The following is an 18,918-nucleotide window of genomic DNA, read 5'->3' on the forward strand; positions in this document are numbered from 1 at the left end:
AAGATGAAATCAAGGAAATATTCGAGAATACAGATATCGAGGTTCTACGACGAACTCTCCAAGAAACATGACCTACACTAGATACGATCAAGGATTTCTTGAGCGATATTGACAGTAAGGCAGGTCAAACTCTCCGACTCAATACGATCATTATCGGCTTGCTACTGACTGGTATTTCGCTAGCACTTAGCCAGAATCTTCCCGAAATAAATCAATTCTTGAATATAGCTATTTTTTTGGCTTGAGTGCTTCCGGTCTTTCGATGCTTACGGCACTAATTACTTATACGCGGTCAACGATCACCCCTGGACTGACCGTAGGAGATCTCAGACCAATTCTCGAAAATGGTATGACCGAGAAAGCACTCCTATTGAGCCTAGTTCTTAGTCATGGGGAGTGGATTCGGAAGAACGGGCATACCAATCGACGCGATGCACGCACACTGTTCGTAAGTCACTTGTTCTTACTTTTGAGTTTAGGGTATTATTCAGTCGCTGTCCTGTGGGTGATTCTACCACCCTTACCAAGCTGGCTACTTCTAATTATCCTCCTCATAATTACACCTCTACTTATGTTTTTGATATACCTTCCTCAAACAAAATACTGGGATGTTCTAGCGCCGCTGTGGAATCATTGGACGAAGCTTGTCGAGCGGTATCTCCACTAAATATCGCACTACCTTTTTATGTCTAACGGACTATGTCATAGTATGGCTAGATCTCAGGGAGGGCAATCAACTTCGGAAGAGGCAGAGAAAGTTGTTGTTTTTAGTGGCCATACAGTAGTTAAAGGTCTGGACAAGAATGAGGAATCCATAGAAAAATCAAATGAAGAATAGTCTTGAAATAAATGTCTGAAACAGATGATTCTGGATATGAAAATAAAGATGGGTCGGACTCCGAAACCGATGATTCCAGCTCAGTAGTGAGGTTTGAGGGTCATGTGGCTGCTCTCGGCGACGAATCTAATCCTGACAGCCAAAACGATAACGAAGAATAGCAGTACGAAGTTCGCGCCCTTTTTCGCGCTTCGGTCCTCAGTTCCGACGATGGGAGAGACGACGCACCGCGCCGAGATCCTCGTGCCGGAGGACGCCGACTCGGATCGGGCGGGCGAGACCGTCGAGATCGAGGTCGGCGAGGACGACTACGTGCTCGCCGCGGCGCGGGACGAAGGCCTGTGGCTCCCGGCGGACTGCCAGCAGGGCTGGTGTACGACCTGCGCGGCCGAACTGCTGGAGGGGGAGGTCGACCAGTCCGACGCGAAACGCTACTACGAGTCCGACGAGGAGGCGGGCATGATCCTGCCGTGTACCGCCAAGCCCCGGTCCGACCTGCGGATACGCTCCCACCAGCAGCGGGAGATGCTCGAACACCGCGCCGAGAACGACAACCCGCCGGGGAAGGCGAAACTCGATTAGCTGATCGTCACGCTCAGGCCGTCCTCCGCGACGCGCACGTCGCCGTCGTAGGCTTCGGCGATAGACTCGAGCATCTCGTCGTGACGCCCGTCCGTGTGGGGGTAGAGGTGCGTGAGGTAGACACGACCGATCTCGTGGCCCGAAAGGGCCTCGCCCAGTTGCGACGGGGTCGGATGGCCGGAGACGTCGACGTCGTCGGGAAACGAACAGTCGTGGACGAGCACCGCCGACCCCTCGGCGAAGTTCGCCAGTCCCTCGAAGGCGTCGCTGTCGCCGCTGAACGTGAACACGCCGCGGGAGTCGTCTCCGCTGCCTTCCGCCCCCGACGCGGCGGCCTCCCCGAACCGGTAGGCCAGACAGTACATCGAGTGGCGCGTCTCGTAGCCCTCGACGTCGAAGCCCGCGATCCCGAAGCCGTAGGGGCCGACCTCCCGGACGGTGAGGTCGAGACGGTCCTGCATGTACTCGTGGACGTCCAGCAGGCCGTCGACCAGAGCCTTCGTCCCCTGCGGGCCGGCGATCTCGAGGTGTTCCTCGCCGGCGAGCCACCGGGCCTTCATCAGGGGCATGAGGTCCGCGACGTGATCGAGGTGGTGGTGGGTCAACAGGACGGAGGAGACCCCCTCGTAGCCGACGCCCGTGCGCGCGAGTCCGTGGAGCGCACCGCTCCCGCAGTCGACGAGCAACGTACCCTCGTCGCCCTCGAGCAGCAACCCGGTCTGAAACCGTTCGCCGGTCGGCATCGCGCTGCCGGTGCCGAGGAAGGTGACTCTCATACCGACCGAGGGAGCGCCATCACCGAAACCCCTTCGGTCGTGCCGGGTTCACTTTCGCCGCGGTAGCCCAACGCACTTGACGACCCGTCCCCAACTGCGGGCGATGGGAGTACGCGAGCGCCTCGCCGCCCGGGGCGTCGATCCCGAGGAGGCGAGCGACCTCGGAGTTCTCGATTCGCTCTCGCCGGTCGTCGGGGAGTGGTGGATCGACCGCTTCGGCGAGTACGTCCCGCAGAACGGCGGCGTCTTCACCCCGCCACAGCGCGAGGCCATACCCCTCGTTCGGGAGGGCGAGAACGCCCTGATCTGTGCGCCGACGGGAAGCGGGAAGACGCTCGCCTCCTTCACCGCCATGATCGACGACCTGATCGAGCGCGACCGGCGGGACGGCCTGGAGAACTCGGTGTACTGTCTGTACGTCTCACCCCTGAAGTCGCTCGCCAACGACATCCACCGCAACCTCGACGTGCCGCTCTCGGAGATCACGGATCGGCTCGCCGAACGCGACGAGGACTGCGAGGTGCGCCACGCGATCCGCCACGGCGACACGCCCGACAGCGAACGCCGGAGGATGCTTCGCGAAACCCCGCACATCCTCAACACCACCCCCGAGACGCTCGCGATCCTGCTCAACTCCCCGAAGTTCAAGGAGAAGCTCTCGACCGTGGAGTACGTGATCGTCGACGAGATCCACTCGCTGGCGGCGAACAAACGCGGCACGCACCTCTCGGTGAGCCTCGAACGCGTCGAGGGGATCGCCGAGCGCTCGCCCACCAGAATCGGCTGTTCTGCGACCGTCGAGCCGCTGGATACCATCGCGGAGTTTCTTGTGGGGTATGAGAACTGCGAGACATCGCGTGTCTCGGACACGCGAACGACGAACAGCGAGGGACGCTGCGCGTCGCTCGGCCCGCGAGCAGACGACGCGAGCCGTGAGCGACGCGATCCCCGCGAGTACGAGATCGTCGACACCCGCTTCGTCCGGGAGTTCGACCTCGAACTCGCCTGTCCGACCGACGACCTGATCAACACGCCCCCCGAGGTGGTTCAGAACCGGTTTTACGAGGGGCTCTACGATCTGGTCAGCGATCACGAGAACACCCTCGTGTTCACCAATACCCGGTCGGGCGCCGAGCGCGTCCTCCAGAACCTCCGGGAACGGTTCGGCTACGACGAAACGGACTCCGGATGCCATCACGGAAGCCTCTCGAAGGAGGCCCGCCAGCGCGTCGAGGAGGGGCTGAAGGCCGGCGAACTCGACGTGGTGACGACCTCGACCAGCCTGGAACTCGGGATCGACATGCCCCACGTCGATCTGGTAGTGCAGGTCGGCTCGCCCAAATCCGTCGCCTCGCTGCTCCAGCGGGTGGGACGGGCGGGCCATCAGTTGGGACGGACGGTCACCGGCCGAGTGATCGCGCTGGACCGCGACGAACTGATCGAGTGTGCGGTGATGCTGAAGAAGGCGGAGTCGGGTTTCGTCGACCGGGTGTTCGTCCCGGAGGGCGCGATGGACGTCGCCGCCCAGCACGTCTACGGGATGGCGATCAACGGCGTCAGACCCGAACGCGAGGTCCGGGCTACCCTCGAACGGGCCTACCCCTATCGGGAGTTCACTGATCGAGAATGGGAGTCGTTGATGCGCTATCTCACCGCCGACTACGAGGGCATGGAGGAGAAGAACGTCTACGCGAAGGTCTGGCGCGACACGAACGACCCGCCCGACGGCGAGCACCACTACGAGGAATACCCCGTGGGAGAGCACCTGATCGGCAAGCGGGGACGGCTCGCGCGGGTGATCTACATGACCAACGTCGGGACCATCCCCGACTCCTTTACCTGCAGCGTCTTCACCCGCGCCGAGAACGAACGGGTCGGCGACCTCGACGAGAACTACCTCGACACGCTCGATCCGGGCGACGTGTTCGTCATCGGAGGTCGGCGCTTCGAGTTCAGGTACAGGAGGGGCTCGAAGGTCTACGTCGACCCGACGAGCGCCCGGCCCACCGTCCCGACGTGGTTCTCCGAGCGTCTGCCGCTCTCCTACGACCTGGGCCGCGAGATACTGACGTTCAAGCGCGACCTCCTCGAACGCCACGAGGCGGGCGGCCCGCCCGCAGTCAGGAACTGGCTCCGGGGGTTCCCGATCGACGACGACAGCGCCCGTGCGCTCGCGCGGATGTTCGACGAGCAGATCCGATACGCGGGCCCCGAGAGCGTCAGCACCGATACTCGACTGGCCGTCGAGGAGGAGCGCGACCGGGCCGAGTACAAGCGCCGCTACTACGTTCGCTCGAACTACGGTCGGCAGTTCAACGAGGGCTTCTCGCGCCTGCTCGCCTACCGCTGCGCCCAGGAGGCCAACGCGAACGTCACCGTCGCGGTCGCGGACAACGGCTTCACGCTCGCGATGCCGCTCAACCGGAAGATCGATCTCGTGGGACTGATCGAGGGGACCGACCCCGACGAGGTCCGTGACCTCCTGCGGGACGGTCTGGAGGGCACCGACCTTCTACAGAGATATTTCCGGATCAACGCCACCCGCTCGCTGATGATCCTGAAACGCTACAAGGGTTACGAGAAATCGGCGAGCGAACAGCAGGTCTCGAGCGAGATGCTCCTTGGGTTCGCCGGCGATCTGGAGGGGTTCGCGGTCCTCGAGGAGACCTACCGCGAGATCCTGGAGGACAAACTCGCCGTTTCGGCGATCTCTACGGTCCTCGAGGCGATCCGATCGGGCGAGGTCGCCCTCTCGATCGATCGCGTGGATTCGCCCTCGCCGCTCTCGTTCGGCTTGGCGACGCTCTCGGCCAGCGACGTGGTGCTCGCCGAGGACGAGAGCGCGGTCCTGCGGGAGTTCCACGAGCGCGTGCTCGAATCGATCGGCGAGGGCGAGCGTGCCGGCGGCGCGCTGCCCGCCGAGGACTAGCGACTCGCCCAGTCGACCATCCGCCCGTAGAGGGGGTCGGACTCGAGCGCGTCTCGCGTGCCCACGAGCACCAGCGACTTCTTCGCCCGTGTGAGCGCGACGTTCAGCCGGCGGTAGTCGTCGAAGATCGGTCCCTCCAGATCGGCGGGAGTGGTGGCGACGAAGGAGACGAGGATCACCTCCTCGCTCGACCCCTGGAACCGGTCGACCGTGTCGACCGTCACACCCTCACGAACGGCCCGCGAGATCGTCGCGACCTGCGCGCGAAACGGCGCAATGACGCCGATCCGTTCGTGGGCGACCCCCGCCGCGACGTATCGCTCGACCAACTCGGCGATCCGCGCGGTCTCCTCGGCGTCGGTGTGGGCCGCGTCGTCGCCCGCACAGTCGACGAAGGCGACGGGATCGTGGAGTTCCTCGGGGATGGCGTCCGCGGAAACGCCCTCCAGGTCGCCGATCCGCTGGGCGGCGACGGCTCCCGTGGCGGGTCTGAGTTTTCCGTCGTAGAACTCCCGCGAGGAAAAGGCCTGGATGCGCTGGGCCATCCGGTACTGGCGTTCGAGCATGACGCCCGCTTCGGGGTGCTCGCCGATCAGCCGCTCGAACAGCGACCGCGAGAGGTCCGCGCTTTCCTCGCCCGCGTCGCCCTCGGACTGGACGACCGGCGGCAACTGGTGGTGATCGCCCACGAGGACGAACCGTTTCGCTCGATTTATCGCCGCGAGCGTCGCGGGCTCCGTCAGTTGGGAGGCCTCGTCGACGAGCGCCACGTCGAAGCGCTGTTCGCGCATGACGCGCGAGCCACAGCTGGCGGTCGTCGAGGCGACCACGGGCGCCTCCCGGAGGGTGCCCGCGAGGTCGGCGGGGTCGCCCCGACCGTCGAGGCGGTAGGGTTGCATGTCCTCGCGCACGCCGTGTTCGGTGCCGACGCGAACGAAGTCGGTGAAGCCCTGGTCGGAAAGCGCCTCCAGCGCGTTGTCGACCGCGCGGTTGGTGAACGCCGACAGGAGGACGCGCTCGCCGCGCTCTACGAGTGCGCGGATCGCCCGGGCGATGGTGTAGGTCTTGCCGGTGCCCGGCGGGCCGTGGATCAGCGCGAAGTCCTCCGCGCCGACCGCCCGCGATACCGCCTCGTTCTGGGCGGCGTTGTTCGCGATGAACTCCTCCTCGATCGTCTCGAACTCGGGGGTTGCGTCGCCAAAGAGCAGGTCCTTGCGGCGCTTCTCGCCCTTCAGCAGGGCGTCGTGCAGCGCCGTGAGCATCCCGCTCGCGCTCATGTCGGAGGGGTAGACGTCGAGGCGTTTCAGGGCGATCGGCTCGTCCGTGGTGACGACGATCTCGTCTCCCAACTGCTCGACGCGCGCGAGTTCGGCGTGCCCCGAGATGGGATCGCCGTCGCTCGCCAGCGCCACGTCGCCCTCGCGGATCTTCGAGACCGCTCCCGTCGGCCGTGCGCGAAGCTCCCAGCGCCCGTCCTCGCGCATCCGCTCGCCGACGGGTTCGAGGCCGATCAGCGCCCGGTCGTCGTCGGCGCGCTCCTCGGGGCTCTGCTCCCAGAGCTTCGCGTACTCGCGGTGGGCCGCCCGGCGCTCGCGCTCGACCGCCTCGTACATCCGCTCGAAGTACGCGCGTTCGCGTTCGGGTAGCGCGCTCCCGATCTTCCCGGCCTTCGACTCCTGATCGAGCCGTCCGGAGATGACCATGCAGGTGTCGCGTTCGAAGCAGTACTCGCACTTGGCGTTGGCCTCGTAGCCCGTGGGTACCCCCGAATCGAACTCCATGGCCGCGATCTCGTTTCGGGTTCGCACGACGAATTCGAGGAGGCCGCGACCGATCGAGAACTCCTTGGCCGGCGAGAGGTCGCCCGTCTCCTCGTTGCGATCGAGCGCGGTGTTCTTCGTGTAGAGCAGGGTCCCGGTGTCGGGCGCTCCGCCGTCCGTCGCCGCCCCGTCGCCGACGCCGCCCCGTTCCTCCAACAGGAGCGCGTAGCAGGCCGCCTGGATCTTGTCGGGAAAGCGCGGTTCGCGGTTCGTGTTCTTCCCCGTCTTGAGTTCGACCGGCATCCCCCTCCTGAGGGCGTCGGCCCGGCCCTTGATCCCGAAGCGCTCGCTGATCAGGGTGTACTCAGAGCGCCACGAGTCCTCGGTATCCAGGGTGCCCTGCGAGAGCCAGCCGTCGATCGCGCGGGCGTTCCGTCTGACTTCTTCTCGTACTTCCTCGGGGTCGCGATCCAGCAGGCCGAGTTCCAATCCGGCCTCATCGACGCGATCCGCGACGGCCTCCTCGAAGTCCGCCCCGCGCAGGAGGTCGCCGAACACCTCGTGGACGATCGTCCCCTTAACCACGGGGTAGTTCAGCGGAACGCCCGAGAGCTTGTTGAGGTAGTACATCCGAGGACACTGCACCCACGAGCGGACATCGGTGACGTTCACCAGGAAGCCGGGTTCGACGACCACGTACGACTCGCGCGTGGTCGCGTACCCCGTCTCACCCTGCCATTCCGTCTCCTCGGCGTCGGTGACGACCAGTTCCATGCCCGCTTGGAGGTACTCGACGGTCTCGACCCACTTGCCCCACAGCGTGACCGAGAACTCGCCTCCGGCGGTTCGGACCACCGGTTCCGCGAGGTCGCGTTCGCCGTGGCGGGTGCTGACGGTCCGTCTCTCGCCGGGCGAAACGACCGTGCCGCGTAGCTGCACGGTCGAATCACGCCTGCGCGGTGAAAAACGCTGTCGGTTACTCGACGAGCGGGAGGTACGCGTCCATCCCGGCGGCGAGGCGGTCGGCGAGCGGGAGGGGGCGCCAGAACAGGTCGTAGATCAGGCCGTCGTCCTCGCCGCCGCCGGTCACCTCGTGGGCCCACTCGTCGCGGGCCTCCTCGACCGGGAAGTGAAAGAAGTGTCGGGCGACGCGCTTCCCGTCCGACCGGCGGTAGCGGTCCGAGGCGACGTGGTAGACCGGGCGGTCGTGGTTCAGCCCCGCCTCCTCGCGCAACTCGCGCCTGACCGCGCGACAGGGGCGCTCCCCGTCGTCGATCCCGCCCTTGGGGACCTGCACCCCGGCGTCGGGGTCCGCGCGCTCCCGGAAGACCAGTAGCTGTCGACCGTCGCCGGTCGATCTCGTCACGTACGCGTAGGCCTTCTGGCTGTAGGCCGCCCCCGGACCGTACATACCCCTCTCCTACTCGGAGCAGGGGGTAAACTGTTTCGGGTATGTCATTAACCCGCACAGTGACCGATACGTTCTTTCGCGCCGCGTGGTAAGTGGGGGTATGCGGATCCGCCAGTGGCAGGACGTTCTGCGCGACGTGATCGAGTCCGACGCCGACCCCGACGGCTGGCGGGCGGTCGCGGGCGACCGGTCGCGGGGGCTGGGCGAGGACCTCTACCTCGGCCACCCGCGTGCGGGCGTGTACCACCTGAAGACCTACGCGAAGAACCCGTTCTCGGTCCGGGGCGTCGGCACGCAGGTCGCCCGGAGGCTCGACGACGAGATCGGGAGCTACCTCCCCGAGGACGACGACGGCCGGTTCGCGGTCCGCTCGGCGCCCGAGGACGAGGAGACCGCGAGGGCGCAGGCGAAACGCCTCGAGGAGACGGTCAGGGTCCACGCAGACGCGCCAACGACGCCCGACGCCCTGTTCGAGGACGTGATGGAGGCCGTCGAGAGCCCCGCGTTCGGCCCGATGGAGTACGACTCATATGGCAGACCCGAGAACCTCGACCGCCTCGCGGCGGGCTTCGAGGAGGCCGACGACCTGCTGAACGCCGAACTCGACGAGTTGATCGACGCCGACGACGTCGACCGCGGCTTCCAGTAGGTTAAGGCCACGGGGACCGACGACGAGGTATGAGCGCCGAGGAGACGATCGAGGGGTACTACGACGCGCTCCGAGCCGAGGAGCCGCTGGTCCCGTACTTCGCCGAGGGAGAGACGGTGAAAGTCGGCATCTCCGAGCGCCTCGTCGGCTTCGAACGGGTCGCCGAGGGACTGCGCGAGCAGACCGAGACCACGAGCGACTGGGTCGTCGAGAGCCGCGACCTGCACGTGGCCGAGCGCGAGTCCGTCGCGTGGTTCGCCGACGAGGTCCGGATGGCGTGGACCACCGACGAGGGCGAACGACACGACTTCGAGACGCGCTGGAGCGGGACGCTCGAACGGCGGGAGGAGGGGTGGCGATTCGTCGGGATGCACGTCAGCGTTCCGCGGGAGCTGTGATGGTCGGGCCGATGAGCGACGAGGAGCGGCGTGCGGGCTCCCAACGGCTGTACGCCGCGTTCGTCCTCCTCGTTGGGGTCTCGGCGGGGCTGATGGCGCTCTCGGGCGGCGCGACGCTCGCGCAGGCCGCGATCGGCGCGGGCGCGGGGCTGGTGCTGGGCGGGGCGTTGATGTGGTGGCTGCTCCGGATCGTCTAGCCGACGCGCGCGAGCCATTTCTCGGGTGCGTCGAGTTCCTCGCTCGTCGGCAGCGTCTCGGGCGAGTCCCAGACGACGCTCGCGCCCTCGATCCCCCGGGCGTCGGCGACGGCCTCGAAGAAGGCCTTTCCGCGCTCGTACTGGCGGCGCTTGAGACCGAGTCCGAGCATCCGGCGCACCAGTTGGGCGAGCGGGCCGCCGCCGCGACGGCGCTCCTCGACCTTCTCGCGCAGGTCGGCGTACTCGTCGTCGAACGCGCGATCCATGATCAGTTCGGCGTAGCCCTCGACGGCGGTCATCGCCGCGTCGAGTTCGCGGAAGGCCTCGCGGTCGAGCGAGCCGTTCGCGAGCGCCTCGATGCCGCGTTCCATCCCCGACTCGAGGTACGACGAGAGCCACGGGGCCGCGCCGAACTCGGCGGCGTGGGCGACCTCGTGGAAGGCGATCCACCGCCGGAAGCGCTCCTCGTCGACGTCGAGTTCCGTCGCCACCCGGCGGATGTTCGGGTGGACGAAGTACAGCGCGTGGCCCGCGTCGCCCTCCGCCAGCAGGAGGGGGTCGTACTGGCCCAGCACGTTCTTCCCGAGAAACGAGAGCATGAGCGTCGTCGACCCGGTGTTCAGCACCCGCGAGGCGTCGGGGAAGAAGACGTCGGTGTGGGCCTCGATGGGGGCCATCACCCGGCGGAACGTCGAGACGTTGGCGTCGATCCAGTGGTGGCGATTCTGGATCTCGATGGTTTTGGGCAGGTCGAAGGAGACGGCCGCGACCTCACGGATGGAGCGGCGAGCGGCCTTGACGTCGCCGCGATAGCCCTCGATCTCCCCCTCGGTGAGGTCGACCGAGCCCGGCGAAGTGACGTCCTTTGCGGCCGCTCCGACGGCGGCCCAGTCGACGGGGCCGTCGCCCGAGGCCCGCGAAATAGTACGGAGACTGCGAAGGAAGTTCACGCGACAGTGTTGGGGCCGCGCGGACAAAATGCTTCGGGACTAGTTCTCGTACTCGGAGAGTTCGACTTCCTCGTACTCCTCGACGTCGCCGGCGACGAACTTCTTCGCGACCGCCGCGACGACCAGCAGGAACAGCAGGCCGATGACGAGACCGAGGCCGCCCCCGGATTCGGCCTCGGCGGCCTCCTCCGGCTCCTCGACGGGGACTTCGGTCTCCTCGACCTCGGTTTCGTCGTCCTCGCTCTCCTTCGATTTCCGCGAGAACAGGCCGCCCGACGACTCCTCCTCGGCCCCCTCGACCTCCGTTTCGGCCTCGCCTTTCGAACCGAACAGGCCGAGTTTCGAGCCCTTCCCCTCGAGCTCCTCGACCGTCTCGGCGAGTTCGTCCCCGAAACGGGGGCTCGGGCTGAACTCGAAGTTCTCGACGTTGATCTCGAACAGCGTGGTCTTCTTCTCTCCCATGGCCCAACGTGGGCCGACCGAACACTTAGCCGTTGTGGACGGTCGGAACGTTGATAGGTGGGCGCTCGACAGAACGGGTATGGACGACCGCCAACGCGCCTTCCTCGACGACCTGCTCGCGACGCCCTCCCCGTCGGGGTTCGAGACCGAGGGACAGCGCGTCTGGATCGACGCCGTGAGCGAGGTCGCCGACGAGGTCCGAACCGACGCCTACGGCAACGCCGTCGCCGTCATCGAGGGCGGCCCCACGGAGATCGCGGTCGTCGGCCACGCCGACCAGATCGGCTACATCGTCCGGCGGATCGACGACGACGGCTACCTGCACCTCGGGCCGATCGGCGGCGTCGACAGGACCGTCTCGCGGGGCCAGTACGTCACGGTTCACGCCGATTCGGGGACGGTTCCGGGCGTGATCGGCCAGACGGCGATCCACCTGCGCGAGGGCGACGAGGAGTACGACGAGATCCGCGACCAGAAGGTCGATATCGGCGCGGCGGACGGCGAGGCCGCCCGCGAACTCGTCTCGGTGGGCGACCCGATCACGGTCGAATCACGGGTTAGTGACCTGCAGGGGAGCAGACTGGCCGCGAGCGGGCTGGACAACCGCGTCGGGACGTGGACCGCCGCGGAGGTCCTGCGGGCGGTCACGGACGCCGACGTCGAACCGACCGTCTACGCCGTGAGCACGATCCAGGAGGAACTCGGGGTACGCGGTGCGGAGATGGTCGGGTTCGACCTGTCGCCCGACGCCGCCATCGCCGTCGACGTGACCCACGCGAGCGACGGCGCGGACGCCCCCGCCGACCGCGGCGGCGACATCGACCTCGGGGCCGGGCCGGTGATCGGGCGGGGGAGCGCGAACCACCCGGCGCTGGTCGACGCGCTCAGGGCGGCGGCGAGCGAGGCGGGGATCGGGGTACAGCTGGAGGCCCTCGGGACCGCGACCGGCACCGACGCGGACGCCTTCTACACCGCCCGCGGCGGGATTCCGTCCGTGAACCTCGGGATTCCCAACCGGTACATGCACACGCCGGTCGAGGTGATCGACACCGCGGACCTGCTGGATTCGGTGGCGCTGCTCTCGGCGTTCCTCGGTCGGACGGCGGGCGACGAGGGGTTCGGCGTCGAGGTGTAAATTCCGGTACGCTTAAGTGAGAATCGAGTGCGCGTAGGGGTATGAGTGGACGCCCGCTTGACGTGCTCGAGGCCGCGATCGGCGACGTCGTCACCGTGCGCCTGAAGGACGGCGAGGAGTTCGTCGGCACCCTGACGGGGTACGACCAGCACATGAACGTCGTCGTCGAGGACGACGACAACACAACCATTATACGCGGCGATAACGTCGTTTCGATAACTCCATGACCGGTGCAGGCACCCCGAGCCAGGGCAAGAAGAACATCACCACCCACGTCAAGTGTCGGCGCTGTGGTGAGAAGTCGTATCACGTGAAAAAGAAGGTCTGTGCCTCGTGTGGCTTCGGCGAGTCGAAGAAACGCCGGAGCTACGAGTGGCAGGGCAAGACCGGCGACAACTGACCCGGATTTCTCTCTCGTCTCTCCTCGGCCAGCGGCGCGTCCGTCCGACGGCGACCGCGACCTATCCACGGACGTGCATACCTCCTGTCGCGGAACAGCCCACGAATCCAGCTACGTGGGATTTTTACTGCTGGGAGTGCATCCAACGGACATGGACACGGGCCAGGTCGCCGACGGGCCGACCGAGAAGTGTGGCGTCGTCGGCGTCTCCTTCCGGGGCCGCGACGCCGCGCGGCCGCTGTACTACTCGCTGTACGCGCTGCAACACCGCGGGCAGGAGTCGGCCGGGATCGTCACCCACGACGGCTTCCAGCAGCACAGCCACGTCGGGATGGGCCTCGTGGGCGACGCCTTCTCGGAGGGCGATCTCGACGAACTCAACGGCCGGACGGGGATCGGCCACGTCCGGTATCCCACGGCGGGGAGCGTCGACTCCTCGTGTGCACAGCCCTTCTCGGTCTCGTTCAAGAGCGGGTCGCTCGGGCTCTCTCACAACGGAAACCTCGTCAACGCCGACGAGATCCGCGACGAACTCGCCGGAATGGGCCACGCCTTCACGTCCGACGGGGACACCGAGGTGATCGCCCACGACCTGGCGCGAAACCTCCTGGACGAGGACCTGATCCAGGCGGTCAAACACACGATGGGGCGAATTCACGGCTCGTACTCGCTCGCGATCTCCCACGACGACACCGTCCTCGGCCTGCGCGATCCAGAGGGGAACCGACCGCTGTGTATCGGGAGGGTCGAGGACGGCTACATGGTCGCCTCCGAGTCGGCCGCGATCGACACGCTCGACGGCGAACTCGTCCGGGACGTCCGCCCCGGCGAACTCGTCGTGCTCTCGCCCGACGGCTTCGACTCCTACCAGCTCGTCGAGCGCGAGCACACCGCCCACTGCTTCTTCGAACACGTCTACTTCGCCCGGCCCGACAGCGTGATCGACGACAACCTCGTCTACGAGGTGCGCCGCGAGCTGGGGAGACGGCTCTGGGACGAGAGCGGGATCGAGACGGACGTCGTGATGCCGGTCCCGGACTCGGGACGGGCCTTTGCCTCGGGCTACGCGGAGGCCTCCGACGGGGTGGAGTTCGCGGAGGGATTGATGAAGAACCGCTACGTCGGCCGGACGTTCATCATGCCGACGCAGGACGAACGCGAGCGTGCGGTGCGACTGAAGCTCAACCCGATCCGGTCGACCGTCGAGGGCAAGTCGGTGACGCTGATCGACGACAGCATCGTCCGGGGGACGACCTCGAACCAGCTCGTCTCGCTGCTTCGAGAGGCCGGCGCGACGGGGGTCCACCTCCGGATCGGCGCGCCACCCATCACCGCCCCCTGCTACATGGGGATCGACATGGCCACCCGCGAGGAACTGATCGCCGCCGGCGGGTCGGTCGAGGACGTCGAGGAGGAGATCGGTGCCGACAGCCTCGCGTACCTCTCGATCGACGCCATCGCCGAGGCGCTCGGCGAGGCGCGCGCGGACCTCTGTCTGGGCTGTGTCACGGGCGAATACCCCTACGAGATCAGTGGGGAAGAGACCGACCGCGACGTCGAGCGCCCGGCCGTCGGCGATCGCGAACTCCCAGCCGACGGCTGACGACCCAGCACGAACTCGACGCACTGCTCGCCGACTACGACGCGCTCGTGACGCCGGCCCGGTCCTCGGTGGCCAATCCGATCGAGGAGTCGCTGGGCGAGTACTTCGATCAGTTCGGATCGTCGCCGATGAACGCGACCGGACTGCCGGGCGTCACGACGCCGAACGGGTTCGGCGAGCGCGGCCTTCCGACGGCCCTGTAGTTCGTCGGATACGCGGGCGAGGAGGCGCCGCTGCTCGCGCTGGCGGTCGAGTACGAGCGCCGAACCGATCACGTCGAGTATGCGTCGCTAGTCGACGCGCTCGATCGGTGTTGAGCGCCGTCGTCCGGGTTCTACCGGCCGGACGCCGATAGTGGGTTGGGTCAGTAGACGACGTGAAGCAGCGTGTAGACGGCGACGCCGAGGCTGAAGGATATCAGCCAGAGCGAGGCGGCGATCCGCCCGACGGTCGGGTGGCGCGTACGCCCGAGTTCGCCGACCGAGTACGAGAAGGCGAGCAGGAGGACGTAGTAGACCAGCGGGATACAGATCACCGCGAGCAGGATATGCACCCCCAAAAGCGGGAGGTAGACGAACCGGTAGACCGTTTCGGGGCCGGGAAACGGTTCGGGACCCCCTAAGAGGATCAGCCGGTAGAGATAGAGGGCGAGAAAGCCGGCGAACAGGCCGGTCGAGGCGAACATGGCGAGTCGGTGGCGCGCGACCCGTCCCCGGCGGATCCAGTACCACCCCAGCGAGATGGTGGCGATCGCGGTGAGGCTGACGACGGCGTTCACGTGCGGGATCGCGGTCACGACCCAGTCCGGGGCCGGGGGAACGAGGGCGCTCGGGATGTAGCCGAGGGCGGCCCCGAAGACGAGCGCGAGCGAGACGGTCGTCAACGCGCCCGTCAACTCGGGCACGTGTGCGCGGACCTGCCGTTGCATACTCGGGTGGTGGGACGACGCGCGTATAGCCGTTGTCACCCGCGAGTCCGACAGATTACATAATAAATCCGTTACGATTCAGTTAACAGGATTTAAGCACCATATTAGAAAGAGTGTAGAGTACGGAGAACACTACTGGCATGAGAGACCCACTATCCCGTCGCACCTTCTTGGGAACCGTTGGCGCCGCCTCCGTCGCGCTCGCCGGCTGTATGGACGACGGAAACGGCGGTAACGGCAACGGAACCGGAAACGGTAACGACAACGGCGGTAACGGCAACGGCGGCAACAACTCCGACGACGGGAACGGAGACGACAACGGCGGCGGTTCGAACGAGGCCGCACAGGCCGCCGCGACGGAGTACGGCGAGGTGCTCGACGACTTCGAGGAGATCAACTGGTACGCGCTCAGGGACGAGGATATCTCCCCCGACGACGGCCAGGCGGTCACCGGCAACCAGTCGATGGCGGTCAAACTGGACAGCAACGTCTCGACGATCGCGTGGTCCCCCTCCTCCCCCATCGACCTCACCGACCAGTACCTCTCGGCGGCGGTGAAGGTGAACTCGCCGGTGGGTGGGCGCCTCGCGCTCCACGTCCGCGCGCCCGGCGGCGACGACTACGTCACCTCAGCCCGCAGACTTCCCAACGGCGTCGATCAGTGGTTCCGGGTCGACTTCGGGTACACCGTCGGCTACGGCGGTCCCGATTTCTCCCAGGTCCAGGAGCTCCGCCTCGAGGTGGTCGGTCCCGACGGTAGCTCGGTCGACTACCGGATCGACGACCTGCGGACGACGCCCGCCCAGGACGAGAGCCACGTGATCCTCTCCTTCTACGGTGGGCTCGAAGAGCACTACGAGACGGTCTTCCCGATACTCGAAGACCGCGGCTGGGTCGGCGCGCTCGGGATCTCGCAGGACCTGCTCAACCGCTCCGGACGGCTGAACATCGACCAGTTGCGCGAGATGCGCGACGCCGGCTGGGACGTCTGTTCGTACCCGCAGCACGGCGGTCGGCTCGCGGAACTCGACGCCGAACAGCAGCGCCGCGTCATCGAGGGCAACCGCGATTACCTCGCGAACCGCGGGTTCGAGGACGGGGCACAGCACTTCTTCACGCCGTACAACTCGATGAACAACGACACGCTCGACATCCTCCGGGAGGCCCACGAGACGGCGTTCGTCTTCGGGGCGTGTTCCAGCGGCATCCCGCCGACGGGACGCCACACCATCTCCGCCATCAGCGGGTCGAGCTACGAGAGCACCCGCAAACCGATCCTGCGTGCGGACATCCACAACCAGGTGGTCGTCCCGTACTTCGAGCACATCGGCGAGCAGGGCATGAGCGTCGAGGAGTTCGAGATGCAACTCGACCGGATCGAGGACAACAGCTACGGCGGCGGGCTGGAGCCGATCACGCCGACGCAGTTGCTCGAGTACTACTAGATAGCCGTCCCGAGCGATTCCGTCGGCATCGAGTTCGGGAGCGAGACGGTCCGGCAGACCGTTCGGCGTGAATACCGTGATCGGTGATCGCTCTAGAGAGGGATCTCGGGAGTCGTCGCGTCGGAAGGATTGTGCGTGGGTGATGTCCGCGAAGGGACCGGTCGTGCGTCGACCGGCCGCCGGGCGGTGCCCGGCGGAATCACCTGCATCTTCGGCGGGTGTGCCGCCGTACACGCAAATCGGGGATTCGCTGGCTTGCAAATCCGCCGGATTTGCAAACGATGCGTGGGACCGGATTTGAACCGAGAGTTTACATCCGCATCCTCCGACCTCTCGTCCAGACGATGACCGAGAACCCGGGCCAGCGAATCGACGCTCTTCGCGAACGTATCCAGGCTGGCGAGGAGATCAGCAGCGCCGATCAGGAGACGCTGCTCGCCTTCAGTGATCGACTCCGACTCCTCTCCTCGCGCTACTCCGACCATCGTCACGAGCACCTGCTCCGACGCTGCGTCCGCATGGCCGAGGAGGTCGGCGGCCTCGCCGACGCCCTCGAGGAGCGCAGCGCTGCCGAGGAGCTCGTCAAATGGATCCATCGCGAGTACGATAACGAGGAGACCAACCGGGACTACCGGGGTTCCCTCAGAGTCTTCGGGAAGCGCTCCGGCGAGGACGACGAGCTGCCCGAGTCGATCGAGTGGATCCCTGGCTCGACCTCGCGCAACTACAAGCCCAAGCCAAAGCCCGGCGAGATGCTCCACTGGGACGAGGATGTCTTCCCGATGATCGACGCCTGTCGCTACGCGCGCGACGAGGCGATGGTCGCCGTCGCCTGGGACGCCGGCGCGCGCTCGGGGGAGTTCCGCGATCTCCAGCTCCGCGACGTCAGTGATCACCCGAATGGGCTCCGGATCACCGTCGACGGCAAGACCGGCCAGCGGACGATCACGCTGATCCCGTCGGTTCCGTACCTCCAGCGCTGGCTCGCCGAGCATCCCGCTGATGACCCGAGCGCGCCCCTCTGGAGTAAGCTCCACTCGCCCGAGGACCTCTCCTACCAGGCGGTCCGGAAGACACTCAACGAGGCGGCCGAGCGCGCCGGCGTTCACAAGCCCGTCACGCTGACGAACTTCCGCAAATCGAGCGCGAGTTACCTCGCCAGTCAGGGCCTCAATCAGGCCGTCCTCGAGGAGCACCACGGCTGGTCGCGAGGATCGCGCGTCGCTTCCCGATATGTCTCCGTCTTCGCCGACGCCTCCGACCGGGAGATCGCCCGCGCGCACGGCCTCGACGTCGAGAAGGACGAACCCGACCCGACGGCGCCGATGACGTGCCCGCGCTGTAATCGGGAGACGCCGCGCGAGAACCCGGCGTGTATGTGGTGCGGTCAATCTCAATCTCACGAAGCTACTCAACGGATCGAAGAGCAACGTGAGGCTGCACTCAAAAGTTCCAGAATCGTTCCAGAGGAGGTGGCTGATGCGATCCAGACCATCGAACGGTTCATGGGAGATGATGGCGGGATTCGAGCCGCTGGTTTCGATGAATGAAGGGGCGGGATCAGTCATTGAGGACCTCCTGTCCCTGTTCGGTAAGGCTCAATTGCCGCAGCGTTCCTCCGCGTTCCCGGTCACGGTATTGACTTTTGACTAATCCGTTGCGCTCTAGTCGGCGAATCCTCATCTGGAGCGATGTCCCACTCAATCCAACCGAATCACCGACGCGGGTCGTGCCCTTATCACCGTTCTCAGCGACAGCCTGGAGCAATGATTGGTCGGAGACTCGATAGTGCTCCTTTTTGTGTTCGGCGCGGCTGAGGGGGACTATCCCTAACTCAGACCAATCGTTGCCGTCGATGTTCAGCCATGGAACCTCGCTTTGATGGTGGATCTGTGAGCTACAGACCTCCTCAAAACCATACCAGGCGACAGCAGCTAACCGGTGGACGTATATCGTAGGTGAGTTGCCGTCATAGCCCTCGTCCCACACTTCGTATCCCTTATCGTGGATTCTAAACGGAACCGGCTCATCGGAAAACCTGATTTTAGCAGCTTCCGACATATCTCGCCGCGCGATGCCGTTTCTGTCCATCCACTTCAGAACACACGTTTCGCCGCAGCCGACTATATCGCCTACAGATTCGAGAGAATGCCCCTCACAGTTGTATAGGTGGTTGAGTACTATCTCATTGCGCCACGGGGTACTTTGCCTGATCAGCCTTTGATCCCACCCGCAATCACAACTGCGGAATTTGATGGAGGACTGTTCGTCCTGATCCGGCTCGCAGCCGGTACAATTAACTATACTCTCCGCCTCTTTCCGCTTGCTTCCTTGCATTGTGTAATCACCGGAGGAAGCACCCGCCCGATGCGTCAACATCGGGCCCCGTTCTGGGAACGAGATGTGCTTCTTAGTTACATCTCTCTCAGGCCAGTATCTTAAAACCACCGGGGGG

The 18,918-nt window shown here is 65.6% G+C and carries 20 protein-coding genes; 13 read left to right on the forward strand and 7 right to left on the reverse strand.

Annotation, left to right across the window (positions count from 1 at the left end):
* Positions 1-709 precede the first annotated feature (709 nt).
* Positions 710-838: a hypothetical protein gene (locus QRT08_RS04830; RefSeq protein WP_286044776.1), complete on the forward strand. Its 129-nt coding sequence runs from the start codon at positions 710-712 to the stop codon at positions 836-838.
* Between the two features lie 210 nt (positions 839-1,048).
* Positions 1,049-1,420, forward strand: a complete 372-nt coding sequence (locus tag QRT08_RS04835; protein WP_286044777.1) for a 2Fe-2S iron-sulfur cluster-binding protein — start codon at positions 1,049-1,051, stop codon at positions 1,418-1,420.
* Here QRT08_RS04835 and QRT08_RS04840 read toward each other — a convergent pair.
* Positions 1,417-2,196, reverse strand: coding sequence for an MBL fold metallo-hydrolase (locus QRT08_RS04840; protein WP_286044778.1), 780 nt, complete (start codon positions 2,194-2,196; stop codon positions 1,417-1,419). The genes QRT08_RS04835 and QRT08_RS04840 overlap by 4 nt on opposite strands.
* Positions 2,197-2,299: 103 nt before the next feature.
* Between QRT08_RS04840 and QRT08_RS04845 the strand changes: the two genes are divergently transcribed.
* Entirely contained in the window at positions 2,300-5,125 is a 2,826-nt protein-coding gene (locus QRT08_RS04845; protein WP_286044779.1) for an ATP-dependent helicase, read from the forward strand.
* Here the strand turns inward: QRT08_RS04845 and QRT08_RS04850 are convergent.
* Positions 5,122-7,824, reverse strand: coding sequence for an AAA domain-containing protein (locus QRT08_RS04850; protein WP_286044780.1), 2,703 nt, complete (start codon positions 7,822-7,824; stop codon positions 5,122-5,124). The two genes, QRT08_RS04845 and QRT08_RS04850, sit on opposite strands and share 4 nt — an antisense overlap.
* 37 nt (positions 7,825-7,861) lie before the next feature.
* Complete coding sequence (locus QRT08_RS04855) at positions 7,862-8,296, reverse strand: NUDIX hydrolase (RefSeq protein ID WP_286044781.1); 435 nt, start codon at positions 8,294-8,296, stop codon at positions 7,862-7,864.
* A 100-nt stretch (positions 8,297-8,396) separates the two neighbouring features.
* Here QRT08_RS04855 and QRT08_RS04860 point away from each other — a divergent pair, with 100 nt between their 5' ends.
* The 3 genes from QRT08_RS04860 to QRT08_RS04870 are packed head-to-tail and all read left to right on the forward strand — an operon-like array spanning position 8,397 to position 9,540.
* Entirely contained in the window at positions 8,397-8,945 is a 549-nt protein-coding gene (locus tag QRT08_RS04860; protein ID WP_286044782.1) for a hypothetical protein, read from the forward strand.
* A 29-nt stretch (positions 8,946-8,974) separates the two neighbouring features.
* Positions 8,975-9,343, forward strand: a complete 369-nt coding sequence (locus tag QRT08_RS04865) for a nuclear transport factor 2 family protein (RefSeq protein ID WP_286044783.1) — start codon at positions 8,975-8,977, stop codon at positions 9,341-9,343.
* 11 nt (positions 9,344-9,354) lie between these two features.
* The gene (locus QRT08_RS04870; protein ID WP_286044784.1) at positions 9,355-9,540 is read left to right on the forward strand and encodes a hypothetical protein; all 186 of its coding nucleotides are present in this window, start codon (positions 9,355-9,357) and stop codon (positions 9,538-9,540) included.
* On the opposite strand, the gene QRT08_RS04875 is transcribed toward QRT08_RS04870, so the two are convergent.
* On the reverse strand, positions 9,537-10,490 hold the full coding sequence (locus tag QRT08_RS04875; protein ID WP_286044785.1) for a zinc-dependent metalloprotease: 954 nt from the start codon (positions 10,488-10,490) through the stop codon (positions 9,537-9,539). The genes QRT08_RS04870 and QRT08_RS04875 overlap by 4 nt on opposite strands.
* Positions 10,491-10,529: 39 nt before the next feature.
* A complete protein-coding gene (locus QRT08_RS04880; RefSeq protein WP_286044786.1) occupies positions 10,530-10,952 on the reverse strand; it encodes a hypothetical protein in 423 nt (140 codons plus the stop codon).
* 79 nt (positions 10,953-11,031) lie between these two features.
* Between QRT08_RS04880 and QRT08_RS04885 the strand changes: the two genes are divergently transcribed.
* The 5 genes from QRT08_RS04885 to QRT08_RS04905 all read left to right on the forward strand — a co-directional run bounded on the left by QRT08_RS04885 (position 11,032) and on the right by QRT08_RS04905 (position 14,293).
* A complete protein-coding gene (locus QRT08_RS04885; protein WP_286044787.1) occupies positions 11,032-12,087 on the forward strand; it encodes a M20/M25/M40 family metallo-hydrolase in 1,056 nt (351 codons plus the stop codon).
* Positions 12,088-12,128: 41 nt separating this feature from the next.
* Positions 12,129-12,314 (forward strand): LSM domain-containing protein, encoded by a 186-nt coding sequence (locus QRT08_RS04890; RefSeq protein ID WP_286044788.1) that lies wholly within the window; start codon positions 12,129-12,131, stop codon positions 12,312-12,314.
* Positions 12,311-12,487, forward strand: coding sequence for a 50S ribosomal protein L37e (locus tag QRT08_RS04895; RefSeq protein ID WP_286044789.1), 177 nt, complete (start codon positions 12,311-12,313; stop codon positions 12,485-12,487). The genes QRT08_RS04890 and QRT08_RS04895 overlap by 4 nt, the downstream gene beginning before the upstream one ends.
* A gap of 151 nt (positions 12,488-12,638) precedes the next feature.
* Positions 12,639-14,090, forward strand: coding sequence for an amidophosphoribosyltransferase (gene purF / locus QRT08_RS04900; RefSeq protein WP_286044790.1), 1,452 nt, complete (start codon positions 12,639-12,641; stop codon positions 14,088-14,090).
* 68 nt (positions 14,091-14,158) lie between these two features.
* Positions 14,159-14,293, forward strand: coding sequence for a hypothetical protein (locus tag QRT08_RS04905; RefSeq protein ID WP_286044791.1), 135 nt, complete (start codon positions 14,159-14,161; stop codon positions 14,291-14,293).
* A gap of 161 nt (positions 14,294-14,454) precedes the next feature.
* On the opposite strand, the gene QRT08_RS04910 is transcribed toward QRT08_RS04905, so the two are convergent.
* Positions 14,455-15,018 (reverse strand): DUF420 domain-containing protein, encoded by a 564-nt coding sequence (locus tag QRT08_RS04910; RefSeq protein ID WP_286044792.1) that lies wholly within the window; start codon positions 15,016-15,018, stop codon positions 14,455-14,457.
* Positions 15,019-15,158: 140 nt separating this feature from the next.
* Between QRT08_RS04910 and QRT08_RS04915 the strand changes: the two genes are divergently transcribed.
* Positions 15,159-16,463: a polysaccharide deacetylase family protein gene (locus tag QRT08_RS04915; protein ID WP_286044793.1), complete on the forward strand. Its 1,305-nt coding sequence runs from the start codon at positions 15,159-15,161 to the stop codon at positions 16,461-16,463.
* Positions 16,464-16,807: 344 nt separating this feature from the next.
* Positions 16,808-18,013 (forward strand): tyrosine-type recombinase/integrase, encoded by a 1,206-nt coding sequence (locus QRT08_RS04920; protein WP_286044794.1) that lies wholly within the window; start codon positions 16,808-16,810, stop codon positions 18,011-18,013.
* Between the two features lie 10 nt (positions 18,014-18,023).
* Here QRT08_RS04920 and QRT08_RS04925 read toward each other — a convergent pair whose 3' ends face one another.
* Positions 18,024-18,800 (reverse strand): winged helix-turn-helix transcriptional regulator, encoded by a 777-nt coding sequence (locus QRT08_RS04925; protein WP_286044795.1) that lies wholly within the window; start codon positions 18,798-18,800, stop codon positions 18,024-18,026.
* Between the last annotated feature and the right edge of the window lie 118 nt (positions 18,801-18,918).

Source organism: Halalkalicoccus sp. NIPERK01 (assembly GCF_030287405.1).
In the GTDB taxonomy this organism is placed as follows: domain Archaea; phylum Halobacteriota; class Halobacteria; order Halobacteriales; family Halalkalicoccaceae; genus Halalkalicoccus.